This is a genomic window from Micromonospora haikouensis (assembly GCF_000876225.1).
In the GTDB taxonomy this organism is placed as follows: Bacteria; Actinomycetota; Actinomycetes; order Mycobacteriales; family Micromonosporaceae; genus Micromonospora; species Micromonospora haikouensis.
Genome location: NZ_JXSX01000001.1, coordinates 3,015,049 through 3,028,586, shown reverse-complemented (window position 1 = coordinate 3,028,586; position 13,538 = coordinate 3,015,049). Strand labels below are relative to the sequence as shown.

General features: G+C 74.9%; 11 protein-coding genes. 5 read left to right on the top strand and 6 right to left on the bottom strand.

The genetic code is table 11. The features are described 5' to 3' along the window. Window positions 1–179: 179 nt before the first annotated feature. On the top strand, window positions 180–2,303 hold the full coding sequence (locus TK50_RS12575; RefSeq protein ID WP_043962911.1) for an elongation factor G-like protein EF-G2: 2,124 nt from the start codon (window positions 180–182) through the stop codon (window positions 2,301–2,303). A gap of 7 nt (window positions 2,304–2,310) precedes the next feature. Here the strand turns inward: TK50_RS12575 and TK50_RS12570 are convergent, their stop codons facing one another. Next, window positions 2,311–3,369 carry an aldo/keto reductase gene (locus TK50_RS12570; RefSeq protein WP_043962910.1) on the bottom strand — a complete coding sequence of 353 codons (1,059 nt, stop codon included), beginning with the start codon at window positions 3,367–3,369 and terminating at the stop codon, window positions 2,311–2,313. Between the two features lie 74 nt (window positions 3,370–3,443). Continuing rightward, entirely contained in the window at window positions 3,444–3,956 is a 513-nt protein-coding gene (locus TK50_RS12565) for an HIT family protein (protein WP_199486067.1), read from the bottom strand. A 149-nt stretch (window positions 3,957–4,105) separates the two neighbouring features. Here TK50_RS12565 and TK50_RS12560 point away from each other — a divergent pair, with 149 nt between their 5' ends. Then, window positions 4,106–4,846 carry a D-Ala-D-Ala carboxypeptidase family metallohydrolase gene (locus TK50_RS12560; RefSeq protein ID WP_229404427.1) on the top strand — a complete coding sequence of 247 codons (741 nt, stop codon included), beginning with the start codon at window positions 4,106–4,108 and terminating at the stop codon, window positions 4,844–4,846. Between the two features lie 85 nt (window positions 4,847–4,931). Here the strand turns inward: TK50_RS12560 and thrS are convergent, their stop codons facing one another. Further along, window positions 4,932–6,944 (bottom strand): threonine--tRNA ligase, encoded by a 2,013-nt coding sequence (gene thrS / locus TK50_RS12555; RefSeq protein WP_043962907.1) that lies wholly within the window; start codon window positions 6,942–6,944, stop codon window positions 4,932–4,934. 292 nt (window positions 6,945–7,236) lie between these two features. Here thrS and TK50_RS12550 point away from each other — a divergent pair, with 292 nt between their 5' ends. After that, window positions 7,237–8,235, top strand: a complete 999-nt coding sequence (locus TK50_RS12550; RefSeq protein ID WP_144420222.1) for a YcnI family protein — start codon at window positions 7,237–7,239, stop codon at window positions 8,233–8,235. 17 nt (window positions 8,236–8,252) lie between these two features. Here TK50_RS12550 and TK50_RS12545 read toward each other — a convergent pair whose 3' ends face one another. Then, complete coding sequence (locus tag TK50_RS12545) at window positions 8,253–9,170, bottom strand: ADP-ribosylglycohydrolase family protein (RefSeq protein ID WP_043962906.1); 918 nt, start codon at window positions 9,168–9,170, stop codon at window positions 8,253–8,255. A 73-nt stretch (window positions 9,171–9,243) separates the two neighbouring features. Here TK50_RS12545 and TK50_RS12540 point away from each other — a divergent pair, with 73 nt between their 5' ends. Continuing rightward, complete coding sequence (locus TK50_RS12540; RefSeq protein ID WP_043962905.1) at window positions 9,244–9,933, top strand: response regulator transcription factor; 690 nt, start codon at window positions 9,244–9,246, stop codon at window positions 9,931–9,933. A 29-nt stretch (window positions 9,934–9,962) separates the two neighbouring features. Continuing rightward, complete coding sequence (locus TK50_RS12535; RefSeq protein WP_199486010.1) at window positions 9,963–11,366, top strand: HAMP domain-containing sensor histidine kinase; 1,404 nt, start codon at window positions 9,963–9,965, stop codon at window positions 11,364–11,366. A 288-nt stretch (window positions 11,367–11,654) separates the two neighbouring features. Here TK50_RS12535 and TK50_RS12530 read toward each other — a convergent pair whose 3' ends face one another. Both TK50_RS12530 and TK50_RS12525 read right to left on the bottom strand, forming a co-directional pair. After that, window positions 11,655–12,680, bottom strand: a complete 1,026-nt coding sequence (locus TK50_RS12530) for an adenosine deaminase (protein ID WP_043962904.1) — start codon at window positions 12,678–12,680, stop codon at window positions 11,655–11,657. Then, the gene (locus tag TK50_RS12525) at window positions 12,677–13,483 is read right to left on the bottom strand and encodes a trans-aconitate 2-methyltransferase (RefSeq protein WP_043962903.1); all 807 of its coding nucleotides are present in this window, start codon (window positions 13,481–13,483) and stop codon (window positions 12,677–12,679) included. Before TK50_RS12525 ends, TK50_RS12530 begins: the two co-directional genes overlap by 4 nt. Window positions 13,484–13,538 lie beyond the last annotated feature (55 nt).

The window sequence follows — 13,538 nt, the reverse complement described above, 5'->3', positions numbered from 1 at the left end:
GTGCCGGCTCCGCAAGAGGTGTGAGATCGGGTGTGTGGGTGAGTTAGCTCACCCGCCGGACCGTCCCGTATCAGTCGTGCAGCCGATCACCGGAGGATGTCGCCGCGGCAGCAGCATCGGGCCGCTTCCCGTCGCGCGCGGCGGTCGCCACCCACCACCGGCCAAGGGAGGTGCGCCCCATGGCGCAGAAGAGTCAGGACAAGGGGGCCGCCGGCGGCGTGCCGACGGTCACCGAGCCCGGCGGGGTACGCAACGTGGTGCTCGTCGGGCACTCCGGGGCGGGCAAGACGACCCTGGTCGAGGCGCTGCTCGCCGCCACCGGCACGATCGGCCGGGCCGGCTCGGTCGCCGACGGCACCACGGTCTGCGACCACGACCCGGCGGCGGTGCGCCAGCAGCGCTCGGTGAGCCTGGCCTGCGCCCCGCTGGTGCACCAGGGCGTCAAGATCAACCTGCTGGACACCCCCGGCTACGCCGACTTCGTCGGCGAGCTGCGCGCCGGCCTGCGGGCCGCCGACGCCGCCCTGTTCGTGGTCTCCGCCGTCGACGGGATGGACGCCACCACCGCCGCGCTGTGGGAGGAGTGCGCCGCCGTCGGCATGCCCCGGGCGGTCGCGGTGACCCGGCTGGACCACCCGCGCGCCGACTTCGACGAGGCCGTGGCGCTGTGCCAGCGGGTCTTCGGCGACAACGTGCTCCCGCTGCACCTGACGATGCTCGGCGACGACGGCGAGTCGGTGGCGGGGCTGCTCGGCCTCGTCACCCGCCGGGTCTTCGACTACACCGCCGGCCTGCCGGCGCAGGTGCGCGAGCCGGACCCGGAGCACCTGCCGGCGATCGCCGAGTCCCGCAACGAGCTGATCGAGGGGATCATCGCCGAGAGCGAGGACGAGTCCCTCATGGACCGCTACCTCGCCGGCGAGGAGATCGACACCGCCGTGCTGGTCGCCGACCTGGAGAAGGCCGTCGCCCGGGGGCACTTCCACCCGGTGCTGCCGGTCTGCGCGGCGACCGGGGTCGGGCTGGACGTGCTGCTCGACGGCCTGGTGTCGGCGTTCCCCTCACCGCTGGAGCACGAGCTGCCCGCCGTCACCGGGGTCGACGGCTCGCCCCGGCCGCCGCTGACCTGCGACCCGTCCGGGCCGCTCGTGGCCGAGGTGGTCCGCACGACCGTGGACCGGCACGTCGGCCGGGTGTCGCTGGTCCGGGTCTTCTCCGGCACCCTGCGCCCCGAGCTGACCGTGCACGTCGCCGGCCACGGCATGGCCGAGCGGGGGCACCCCGACCACGACGCCGACGAGCGGGTGGGGCACATCTACACCCCGCTGGGCGCGAGCCTGCGCGAGGTGGGCGCGTGCGTGGCCGGCGACATCTGCGCGGTCACCAAGTCGGGCAGCGCGGAGACCGGCGACACCATCTCCGCCAAGGACGACCCGCTGCTGGTCGCCCCGTGGGAGATGCCCGAGCCGCTGCTGCCGGTGGCCGTCGTCGCGCGCAGCCGCGCCGACGAGGACGCGCTGGCCCGCAACCTGGCCCGGCTCGTCGCCGGCGATCCGACCCTGCGGCTGGAACGCAACCCGGAGACCCACCAGCTCGTGCTGTGGTGCATGGGCGAGGCGCATGCCGACGTGGTGCTCGACCGGCTGCGCGGCGGCGGCGTCGAGCTGGACACCGAGCCGGTGCGGGTGCCGCTGCGGGAGACCCTCGCCACGCCCGCGAAGGGGCACGGCCGGCACGTCAAGCAGTCCGGCGGCCACGGCCAGTACGCCGTCTGCGACATCGAGGTCGAGCCGCTGCCCCGGGGCGCGGGGTTCGAGTTCGTCGACCGGGTCGTCGGCGGCGCGGTGCCGCACCAGTACGTCCCGTCGGTGGAGAAGGGCGTCCGGGCGCAGCTGGAGCGGGGCCTGGTCGCCGGGCACCCGGTGGTGGACCTGCGGGTGACCCTGGTCGACGGCAAGGCGCACAGCGTCGACTCCTCCGACGCGGCGTTCCAGACCGCCGGGGCGCTCGCGCTGCGCGACGCCGCCGAGAAGGGCCAGCCCGTCCTGCTGGAGCCGATCGACGAGGTGGTCGTGCGGGTGCCGGGGCACGCCGTCGGCGCGGTGCTGGGCGACCTGGCCGGCCGGCGCGGCCGGGTGCTCGGCACCGAGCCCGACCCGGACGCCGAGGGGCAGACGCTGGTGCGCGCCGAGGTGCCGGCCGTCGAGCTGCTGCGCTACGCCGTCGAGCTGCGCTCGCTCACCTCCGGGACGGGCACCTTCCGCCGCCGGTTCGCCCGCTACGACCCCGCCCCCCCTCACTGACCCGCGTTCAGGGGCGGGTGGGCGGGGTCGGAGGCATGGGCCAGTAGGGGCGGTCGGCGGAACGCAGGGCCGCCGACCGCAACGCCGCCAGTTGGCGTTCCACCTCGGCGAAGTGGTCCGGGGCCAGCGGGCCGAGGGCCATGGCGGCGGCGTTCTCCTCCACCTGGGCGACCGTGCGGCAACCGGGGATCGGGATCGCGCGGTCGCTGCGGGCCCAGAGCCAGCCCAGCGCCCCCTGGGCGAGGGTGCGGCCGTCGGCGGTCAGCGCCGCCCGGACCGCGCCGACCCGGCGCAGCCACTCCGGGGCGGGCCGGCCGCTGCGGAACCACTCCAGCCAGGTCGCCGTCGCCCCCCGCACGTCGTCGCGGGGCAGGGTGGAACCGGCGGCGTACTTGCCGGTGAGCAGGCCCATGCCCAGCGGGCCGCGGTTGATGCTGGCCAGGTCGTACTTGTCGCAGACGGCGAGCATGTCGGGGGTGTCGCGCAGCACGGACAGGTCGTGCTGCACGGCGGTGCCGAGGCGGGCGCCCTGGCCGAGGGCGTCGGCCCGGTCCACCCGGTCGGTGCTCCACCCGTACGCCCGGATCAGCCCCTCGGCGACGAGGTCGTCGCAGGCCGCGAAGAGAGCCTGCGCGCGCGGCACCGGCAGGTCGCCCAGGTGCAGCTGGTAGAGGTCGATGCGGTCGGTGCCGAGGCGACGCAGCGAGTCGACCACGGCCCGGCGCAGGTGCGCCGGCGAGGCGTCCTGCCCGGTGGCCTGGCGGGTCGGGGGGTCGAACGTGTAGCCCCACTTGGTGGCGATCACGGCCTCGTCGCGGCGGCCGGCGAGGGCCCGGCCGAGGACCTGCTCGCCGTGCCCGGCGCCGTACGTGTCGGCGGTGTCGAAGAGGGTCACGCCGAGATCGAGCGCCCGGCGGACCGCGCGGATCGACTCGGCGTCGTCGACCGCGCCCCAGCCCAGCGGCTGGGTGCCCTCGGCCCAGGGGCCGCCGATGGCCCAGCAGCCCATGCCGAGGGCGCTGACCTCGATGCCGCTGCGACCCAATGTCCGTGTCGTCACTGCCACCGCCAGATCGTGCCACTCGGAGCGCCGCCGCGGGCGGCCGTTTCACCGGAACGGGACGACCCGGCCACGCAGGGTCAGCTCGGCCAGGCGCGGCGGAACAGGTCGCGGGTGTCGGTGAGCAGTTGGGGCAGCACCTTCGTCCGCCCGATCACCGGCATGAAGTTGGCGTCGCCGCCCCACCGGGGCACCACGTGCTGGTGCAGGTGCTCGGCGATGCCGGCCCCGGCGACGCCGCCCTGGTTCATCCCCAGGTTGAACCCGTGGGCGTTGCTGACCCGCCGCACCACCCGCATCGCGGTCTGGGTGAAGGCCGCCAGCTCGGCGGTCTCGGCGAGGTCGAGGTCGGTGTAGTCGGGCACGTGCCGGTAGGGGCAGATCAGCAGGTGCCCCGGGTTGTAGGGGTAGAGGTTGAGCACCGCGAAGACCCGCTCGCCCCGGGCCACCACCAGGCTCTCCTCGGCCGGCAGGCCGGGGGCCAGGCAGAACGGGCAGCCGCCTGGCTTGTCGTAGCCGCCCTCCGGGCGGTCGGAACCGGAGACGTACGTCATCCGGTGCGGAGTCCAGAGCCGTTCCAGCCCGTCGGTCATGCCGTTGCCCGTGTGCCGTTCCGCCCCTGTCACGCCGTCGATCCTACGTTCCCGGCGGCGGATAGGGGGTGAAGAATCTTGACGAAGAGACGTTGATCAATGAAGCTTCCAGTCAGGAGAAAGCTCGACAACCGTCGATGGGAGATCACGTGAAGACCGCACTCCGACGGCTCGGCAGGGCCCTGGCCGCCTGCGCTCTCGCCGCCGCCACCACCCTGGTGGGGCTGACCGTGACGACCGGCGCCGCGCACGCCGACGGGTGCTACACGTGGGGCCGGTCGCTGGCCTCCGGCGCCACCGGCGAGGACGTCCGGCAGCTCCAGATCCGCCTCGCCGGCTACCCCGGCTACGGCGCGGTCCTCGGCCTCGACGGCTCGTTCGGCCCGGCCACCCGCTCGGCGCTGATCCGCTTCCAGCAGGCGTACGGCCTCTCCGCCGACGGCGTCGCCGGCCCGCAGACCTTCAACCTGCTGTACGCGCTCCAGGACGACGACTGCACGCCGGTCAACTTCAGCTACGCCGAGCTGAACAACTGCAACGGCGACTGGTCCGGCGGGGCCGTGTCGGCGAGCACCGCGCGGTTCAACGCGCTCGTGTCGATGTGGAAGCTCCAGGCCCTGCGGCACGCCCTCGGCGACCAGTCGATCCGGATCACCAGCGGCTTCCGCAGCTACGCCTGCAACAGCGCGGTCGGCGGCGCGTCCAACAGCCGGCACCTCTACGGCGACGGCGTCGACATGGGCTCGGGCCCGCACTCGCTGTGCCGGCTGGCCCAGCAGGCCCGCAACCACGGCTTCGCGCAGATCCTCGGCCCCGGCTACCCCGACCACAACGACCACGTCCACGTCGGAGCGGCGGGCGGCTGGTCGGCCCCGAGCTGCGGCATCTGACGGTCACCGGGCGGGAAGGGTTCCCCTCTCACGGCGGCCGTGAGAGGGGAACCCTTCCTAGCGAATGCGTGAAGAGGGTCCCTCCTTACCCCTGGGCCGACGGGCCGGCGTTGGTGCGGGAGTTGACCACGTCGAGCACGTGGGCCACCGCCTCGTCGACCGGCACGCCGTTGCGCTGCGAGCCGTCCCGGTAGCGGAACGACACCGTGCCGGCGGCCACGTCGTCGTCCCCGGCGATCACCATGAACGGGATCTTCTGCTGCTGGGCGTTACGGATCTTCTTCTGCATCCGGTCGTCGCCCGCGTCGACCTCGGCGCGGACGCCCTGCCGACGCAGGGTGGTGACGAAGTCCTGCAGGTAGTCGGTGTGGTCCTCGCGGATCGGGATGCCCACCACCTGCACCGGGGCCAGCCAGGCCGGGAACGCCCCCGCGTAGTGCTCGGTGAGCACGCCGATGAACCGCTCGATCGACCCGAACTTGGCGCAGTGGATCATGACCGGCTGCTGCCGGGTGCCGTCGCTCGCCTGGTACTCCAGCCCGAAGCCCTTCGGCTGGTTGAAGTCGTACTGGATGGTCGAGAGCTGCCAGGTGCGGCCGATGGCGTCCTTGGCCTGCACGGAGATCTTCGGGCCGTAGAAGGCCGCGCCGCCCGGATCCGGCACCAGGTCCAGCCCGGTCTCCCGCGCACACCGCTCCAGCACCGCGGTCGCCGTCGCCCAGTCCTCGTCGGACCCCACGAACTTGTCGAGCTTGGCCTCGTCGCGGGTCGACAGCTCCAGGTAGAAGTCGTCGATGCCGAAGTCCTTCAGCAGGCTCAGCACGAAGTTGAGCAGGTGCTTGATCTCGCCCGGTGCCTGCTCCCGGGTGCAGTACGAGTGCGAGTCGTCCTGGGTCAGGCCACGCACCCGGGTCAGCCCGTGGACCACGCCCGACTTCTCGTAGCGGTAGACCGACCCGAACTCGAACAGCCGCATCGGCAGCTCACGGTAGGACCGCCCGCGCGAGCGGTAGATCAGGTTGTGCATCGGGCAGTTCATCGCCTTGAGGTAGTAGTCCGCGCCCTCGAGCTCCATGGGCGGGTACATGCCGTCGGCGTAGTAGGGCAGGTGGCCCGAGGTGTGGAAGAGACCTTCCTTCGAGATGTGCGGGGTCCCGACGTACTGGAAGCCCTCCTCGATGTGGCGGGCACGGACGTAGTCCTCCATCACCCGCTTGATCACGCCGCCCTTGGGGTGGAACACCACCAGGCCGGAGCCGATCTCGTCCGGGAAGCTGAACAGGTCCAGGTCCGCCCCGAGCTTGCGGTGGTCGCGGCGGGCGGCCTCCTCCAGGAGCTTCAGGTACGCCTTCAGCTCGTCGCGGGTCGGCCAGGCGGTGCCGTACACCCGCTGCAGCTGCGGGTTCTTCTCGCTGCCCCGCCAGTATGCGGCGGCCGACCGCATCAGCTTGAACGCGCCGATCAGCCGGGTGCTCGGCAGGTGCGGGCCCCGGCACAGGTCCGACCAGCAGACCTTGTCCTCCTTGGCGGCGAGGTTGTCGTAGATGGTCAGCTCGCCGCCGCCCACCTCCATCACCTCGGAGGAGTCCAGCCCCTCGCCCTTGACGTCGATCAACTCCAGCTTGAACGGCTCGGCGGCCAGCTCGGCCTTCGCCTCGTCGAGGCTGGCGAACCGCCGCCGCCGGAACCGCTGCCCGGACTTGACGATCTCCTGCATCCGCTTCTCGAGCTTCGCCAGGTCGTCGGGCTGGAACGGCTTGTCGACGGCGAAGTCGTAGTAGAAGCCGTTCTCGATCGGCGGGCCGATGCCGAGCTTCGCGTCGGGGAAGACGTCCTGCACCGCCTGGGCGAGCACGTGCGCGGTCGAGTGGCGCAGCACGTTGAGCCCGTCCGGGGTGTCGAGGGCGACCGGCTCGACGACGGTCTCCTCGGCGGGCGCCCAGTCAAGGTCGCGCAGGTTGCCCTGCGGGTCGCGGACCACGACGACCGCCTTCGGGCCGGTGGACGGCAGCCCGGCCGCGGCCACCGCGTCGGCCGCCGTCGTCCCGGCGGCGACGACGACGGGGTCGGCCACGACGGGGGTACGGGGTGCGAACACGGTGACTCCTCCAGAGGACGACAAACAGCGGCCGGCTGGCCGCCCCCGCTGATGCTAGCGGGCAAGGAAGGGTCCCTTCTTATCGCATTCGGTAGTGGAAGGGCCCCTTATTAACGCTGAGGGCCGGGCAACGCGGCGGGCGGCGGCGAGCGGGCGGGCCGGCGGGCGAGAGCGGGCCGGCGGGCGAGAGCGGGTGTCGGATTGAACCTTTCGGCCGCGCCAGCCGAACTACCGGGTGGGGCCGGTGTCGGAAGCGGCCGGAGGAAGACGAAGGGCAGGGGCGAGGGTGGCGATGATCCGCAGGCACAAGCGAGGGCTCCGGATGTCGGCGTCGGCCGTCCTGGCCGTCGTCGCGGCGACGCTGGGCTGGGCCGGCACGGCGCTGGCGGCGGACGTGACGAGCACCCCCGAGCAGGCCCGCCAGGGCGACCCGGTACGGCTGGAGATCGTCGTGCCCGAGGAGCGCCCGGGCACCCGGACCGAGCGGGTCGAGCTGCGGCTGCCGGCGGCGGCGCCCGTGGGCGAGGCGTACCCGATGTCGGTGCCCGGTTGGGCGCCCCGGATCACCACGCGGAAGCTGGCCGAGCCGATCCCCGGCATCCACGGCACGACGATGGACACGGTCACCGCCTCGGTGGTCTGGACCCGGGCCAAGGGGGCGCCCGCCGGCCCCGCCCGGCTCGCCGTCTCGATGGGGCCGCTGCCCCAGGCCGAGAGGATGGTGTTCGAGGTGGTGCAGACGTACTCCGACGGCGCGGTCGTGCGCTGGGCGGACCCGGCCGGCGGTGCGCGGCCCGCACCGGTGTTGACCCTGCTGCCGGCGGCGAGCGGCCACGGCGGGGACGGGGCCACGGGCGCGCACGGCGGGGGCCCGTCCGACACGACGGCGGCCGGCGAGGCTCCCACGCCGGCCGTCGCCCTGTCGGACGGCGACGCCGCGGGTGACCGTGGGTTCACCGATGCCCTGCTGGCGGCGGGGCTGGTCGCGGGGCTCGGCGGGGGCGCCGCGCTCGGTTGGCTGGCGACCCGGTGGCGGCGACGGACCGACCCGGCGGGGGTGACCGCGCCCGAGGGCGACGAGCTGCGCCGGATCCTCGACGGCGACCTCCCGCCGCCGGACGCGGACGACACCGCCGGGACCACGGGCCACACCGCCGGGGCCACGGGCGAGACGACCGGGACCGCGGGCGAGACCACCACGACCGCGGGCCACACCGGCGAGACCACGGACGGGACCGCCGACGAGGCCGGAGCGGTCGCGGCGCCGGAGCCGCAGCCGGCGGGCCGGTAGAGCGGCGACGCGGCCGGTCAGGCTACCCAGTCGGGCAGGGGCTCGCGGGCGGCGAGCCAGTCGGCGGGTACGCCGCCCGGCGTGCCGACGCCGGTGTGGGCGGCCACGACCGCCCCGACGATGGCGGCCGTGGTGTCGACGTCCCCGCCCGCCTCGACGCAGGCCCGGATCGCGGCCGGGTAGTCGTCGAGGTGGGTCGCCGCCGCCCAGAGCGTGAACGGCACCGTGTCCTGCGCGGTCACCCGGGAGCCGTTGCCGAGCGCGTCCACGGCGACGGCGAGGGGGCGGCCGAGCAGTCCGGCCGCGCGGCGTACCCCCTGGTGCACCTCGCCGGGGTCGAGGGCCGCGGCCACCGCGGCGAGCAACCGCGACGGCGGCGGGCGGTCCCCGTCGAGGCGGGCCCGGGTGGCCAGGGCGGCGGCCACCGCGACCGCGACGGCGCCGGCGATGCCCTCCGGGTGGGCGTGGGTGACCTCGGCGGAGGCTCGGGCCTGGGCCGCCGCCTGCCGGGTCGAGTCGGCGAACCACGCACCGAGCGGGCCGACCCGCATCGCCGCGCCGTTGCCGCACGAGCCCTGCCCGTCGAACGCGGAGGCCGCGGCGACGGGCCACGGCGTGCCGGTGCGGATCAGGCGCAGGATGGTCACCGCGCCGGGCCCGTAGCCGCGGTACGGCTCGCAGCGGTGCGCGAAGGCCAGCGCCAGCCGGTCCCGGTCGATCTCCCCGACCTCGGTCAGCTCGGCCACCACGGAGCAGGCCATCTCGGTGTCGTCGGTCCACTGCCACGGCGACGGCGGGAACCGGCCGGCGGCGAGGTCGGCGGGCCGCCGGCCCGGCACGAAGAACTGCGAGCCGAGGGCGTCGCCGACGGAGAGGCCGTGCAGGCTGTCCCGGGCGAGCGCCGCGCGGGTGTCCGCGAAGAGCGTGAATGCCATGGCCGTACCAGCTTGCCCGGTCGCCGGGTGCGCCGCAACGCGCCCCGCTTGCCATCGCGAGTACGGTGCTGACGTGGCCACGGTGCTCCTGGTCGAAGACGACCACGTCGTACGCGGCGCGATGCTGCGGTCCCTCGCCGACCGTGGGCACGCCGTGCACGCCGTGGGCACCGCGCTGGACGCGCTGCGCCGGGTCGCGGCCCAGACCCCCGACCTGGTGGTGCTGGACCTGGGCCTGCCCGACCTCGACGGCTCGGACGCCCTGCGGATGCTGCGCGGGATCACCGACGTGCCGATCATCATCGCCACCGCCCGCGACGACGAGCAGTCGGTGGTGCGGCTGCTGCGGGCGGGCGCGGACGACTACATGGTCAAGCCGTTCACCGGCGCGCACCTGGACGCCCGCATCACCACCGTGCTGCGCCGGGCGGGCCGGGCCAGCCGGACGGTGCAGCCGGCCGTGCACACCGTCGGCGGCCTGCGGGTGGACGTCGGGGAGCGCAGCGCCCTGCTCGACGGGGTGCCCCTCGCGCTGACCCGCAAGGAATTCGACCTGTTGGCGTATCTCGCCGCCCGACCCGGGCGGGTAGTGTCCCGCCGGGAACTCTTGGAGGAGGTATGGCGGCAGCCGTCGGTCGGCGAGGACCAGACCATCGACGTTCATCTTTATTGGCTACGTCGCAAAATGGGCGAGTCCGCGGCGAAGCCGCGCTACCTGCGCACCGTGCGGGGGGTGGGCTTCCGGTTGGTGGCCCCGGACTGAGGGTCGCGCTGGCCTGGCTCACGGCCGGCATGTGCGCCCTCGTCGCGCTCGCGTTCCTCATCCCCCTCGGCATCAGCCTGGGCGAGCGGACCCGCGAGGAGGCCATCGCGGACGCCGCCCGGCGCAGCGCGCTGGTCACCGGGGCCCTCGCGGTCAGCACCGAACCGGCCGTCGTCCAACGCGCGGTCGAGGCCAGCGGCGAGGACCCGGCGACCCGGCCGGTGGTGCACGGGCTGGGCGGTGACGACGCGGCCGGCCGGGCCGACGGGGCCGCGCTGGCCCGGGCCGCCGCCGACCGGCGTTCCGTGGTCACCGACGTGCCGGGCGGGGTGCTGCGGCTCGACCCGGTGGTGCTGGGCGACTCGGTGGCCGTGGTCGAGGTGTTCGTCCCGGACGCCGCCCTCGACGAGGGCGCCACGGGCCGGTGGCTGCTGCTCGCGGCCGTGGCGCTGGCGCTGGTGGGCGCCGCCGTGCTGGTGGTCGACCGGGTCGCGGCCCGCACCGTCGACTCGACCCGGGGGCTCGTGCAGGCCGCCCTCGCCGTCGGCGACGGCGACCTGGGGGTACGCGTCGAGCCGACCGGCCCGCGCGAGCTGGCCGAGGCCGGGTACGCGTTCAACCGGATGGCCGACCGGCTGGTGGCGGCGCGCACCGACGAGCGGGAACTGGTGGCCGACCTGTCGCACCGGCTGCGCACCCCGCTGACCGTGCTGCGGCTCGACGCCGACGGGCTGGACTCCGACGACACCAGCGTCGGCTCGTTCACCGAGGCGGAGCTGGACCGCCGGCGCGCGATCCGGCGGATCCGGCAGGCGATCGTCACCCTGGAGGGCGAGATCGACGTGCTGATCAACACGACCCGCAAGGCGGTCGCGCACGAGTCCGGGCCGGCGATGTGCGACGTCAGCGAGGTCGTCCGGGACCGGATGGTGTTCTGGTCGGCCCTCGCCGGTGACCAGAACCGGCCGCACCGGGTCAGCGGCGCGCAGCTGCGCATCCCGGCGCCGGTGCCGCGCGCCGAGCTGGCCGCCGCGCTCGACGCGGTGATCGGCAACGTGTTCCGCTACACCCCGCAGGGCACCGCGTTCGAGGTGGCGGTCTCCCGCCGGGACGGGTATGTCGCGATCCGCATCGACGACGCCGGCCCCGGCATCGCCAACCCGGACCGGGCGCTCGCCCGGGGCGCCAGCGACCAGGGCTCCACCGGCCTGGGCCTGGACATCGCCAAGCGGGTGGCGTTGCAGGCCAACGGGTCGGTGAGCATCGACCGGGCCCGGCTCGGCGGGGCCAGCGTGGTGATGCTGCTGGCCGACCCGGAGGCCGTCCCGCGGCAGGTCAACCGGTTCGGCCTGGTCGGACGGATGGCCCGCGACGCGCGGGAGCCGAAGGCCGAGGGCCGCCGCTGGACCCGCCGCCGCCCGTCGGACGGCTGACCGCCCCGGCTGCTCTGCGGCTGGCCAGCCGCCGGCCCGGGGCGCGGCCGGTTGTGCGCAGACGCAAGTCTTCCTTAGATCCGGATTAACCACGGCGGCACGCCGGGCGCGCGGTGGCAGGATCTGGGGCGAACCCATCAGTTCCACCGGCCATTCCGGGATCTCCTCCGGTCGGTGGAGCCGTGCGCGCGGCGGGAGTGCGGTCCCCCCACAACCTCCTCCCGCCGCGCGCCAGCCCGGATCCGGGCGCCCGTCGACCCGCGCTCCGGCGGGCCGACAAGCCCCCGGTCAGCCGGCCGACGCGGCCAGGTAGCCGTCGATCTCGCCGGCCAGCCGCGCCTTCTCCCCCGGCGACAGGAACGACGCGGTCACCGCGTCGGTGGCCAGCGCCGCCAGCCCCTGCGGGCCGAGGCCGAGCAGCCGGGCCGCCACCGCGTACTCGTCGTTGAGGGTGGTGCCGAACATCGGCGGGTCGTCGGAGTTGATGGTGACCAGCACACCGGCCTCGACCAGCCGGGGCAGCGGGTGCGCGTCGAGCGAGGCGACGGCCCGGGTGCGCACGTTGGAGGTGGGGCAGACCTCCAGGGCGATGCGGTGCTGCGCCAGGTGGGCCAGCAGCTCGGGATCGTCGGCGGCGGAGATGCCGTGGCCGATGCGTTCCGCGCCGAGGTCGCGCAGCGCGTCCCAGACCGTCTGCGGGCCGGTGGTCTCGCCCGCGTGCGGGACCGAGCGCAGCCCGGCCGCCCGCGCCTGGTCGAAGTACGGCGCGAACTGGGGCCGGGGCACGCCGATCTCGGGGCCGCCCAGGCCGAAGCTGATCAGGCCGGCGGGCTGCTCGTCGAGGCAGATCCGCAGGGTCTCCTCGGCGGCCGGCAGCCCCGCCTCGCCGGGGATGTCGAAGCACCAGCGCAGGGCGATGCCGAAGTCGGCCTCGGCCCGCTTGCGGGCGTCCTCGATCGCCTCGCAGAACGCCGGGGCGGGGATGCCCCGGCGCACGTGCGAGTAGGGCGTGACGGTCAGCTCGGCGTACCGGACCTGCTGGCGGGCCAGCTCGCGGGCCACCTCGTGGGTGAGGATCCAGACGTCCTCGGGGTCGCGGACCAGGTCCACCACGCTGAGGTAGACCTCGATGAAGTGGGCGAAGTCGCGGAAGGCGAAGTAGTCGGCGAGGGCGTCCGGGTCCGCCGGCACCGGGCTGGCCCCCTCGTGGCGGGCGGCCAGCTCGGCCACGATGCGCGGCGACGCGGAGCCGACGTGGTGCACGTGCAGCTCCACCTTGGGCAGGCCGGCGATGAAGGCGGACAGGTCGGTCACGGGCTCTCCTCGGGAGGGTGCGGCGGGCGGGCACCGGTGCGGGCGACGACGAACACGCGGCGGAACGGGAAGCACACCCGCCCCTGCCGGACCGGGTACGCCGCCGCGAGGCGGGCGGCGAGCTGGGCGCGGAAGTCGGCCCACCGGGCGTCGTCCAGGGCCGCCCGGACGGGGCGCAGGGCGGTGCCCTCCATCCAGGTCAGCACCGGGTGGTCGGCGTCGGCGGGGGCCGGCAGCAGGTGCACGTACGTAGTCTCCCAGGCGTCGACCGCGCAGCCGGCCCGGGTCAGCAGCGTGGCGTAGCCGACCGCGTCGTCGACCGGGTCGTCGCGCAGCGCCGGGGCGAGCGCGGCGGCCCACGGCCCGCCCCGGGCCACCGCGTGCAGCGCCCGGTGCGAGGGGGCGGCGAAGTTGCCCGGCACGGCGAAGGCGAGCCAGGCCCCGGCGGGCAGCTCGGCGGCCCACCGGGTCAGCAGCTCCCGGTGGCCGGGCACCCACTGCAGCAGCGCGTTGCTGACCACCACGTCGACGTCGGGGGCCGGCCGCCAGTCGCGCACGTCGCCGACCGCGAAGTCCACCGGCGCGGCCAGCGCGACGGCCCGGTCGATCATGTCCGCCGAGGCGTCGAGGCCGGCGACGCGGGCGTGCGGCCAGCGGGCCGCCAGGCCGGCGGTCAGCGTCCCGGGCCCGCAGCCGAGGTCCACCACGGCCCTCGGCCGCTCCGCCGGGACCCGCGCGAGCAGGTCGTGGAAGGGCCGGCCCCGCTCGTCGCGGTAGCGCAGGTACGTCGCCGGATCCCACATCCCGCCTCCAAACCGTACGTCCGTCTTGTTTCAAGGTACGGCCCGCCGCACGGCC

Coding starts and splice junctions, on each gene's coding strand:
- TK50_RS12575 (WP_043962911.1), top strand. CDS start 180: ATGGCGCAGAAGAGTCAGGACAAGGGGGCCGCCGGCGGCGTGCCGACG.
- TK50_RS12565 (WP_199486067.1), bottom strand. CDS start 3,956: ATGACCGACGGGCTGGAACGGCTCTGGACTCCGCACCGGATGACGTAC.
- TK50_RS12550 (WP_144420222.1), top strand. CDS start 7,237: ATGATCCGCAGGCACAAGCGAGGGCTCCGGATGTCGGCGTCGGCCGTC.
- TK50_RS12545 (WP_043962906.1), bottom strand. CDS start 9,170: ATGGCATTCACGCTCTTCGCGGACACCCGCGCGGCGCTCGCCCGGGAC.
- TK50_RS12535 (WP_199486010.1), top strand. CDS start 9,963: ATGTGCGCCCTCGTCGCGCTCGCGTTCCTCATCCCCCTCGGCATCAGC.
- TK50_RS12525 (WP_043962903.1), bottom strand. CDS start 13,483: ATGTGGGATCCGGCGACGTACCTGCGCTACCGCGACGAGCGGGGCCGG.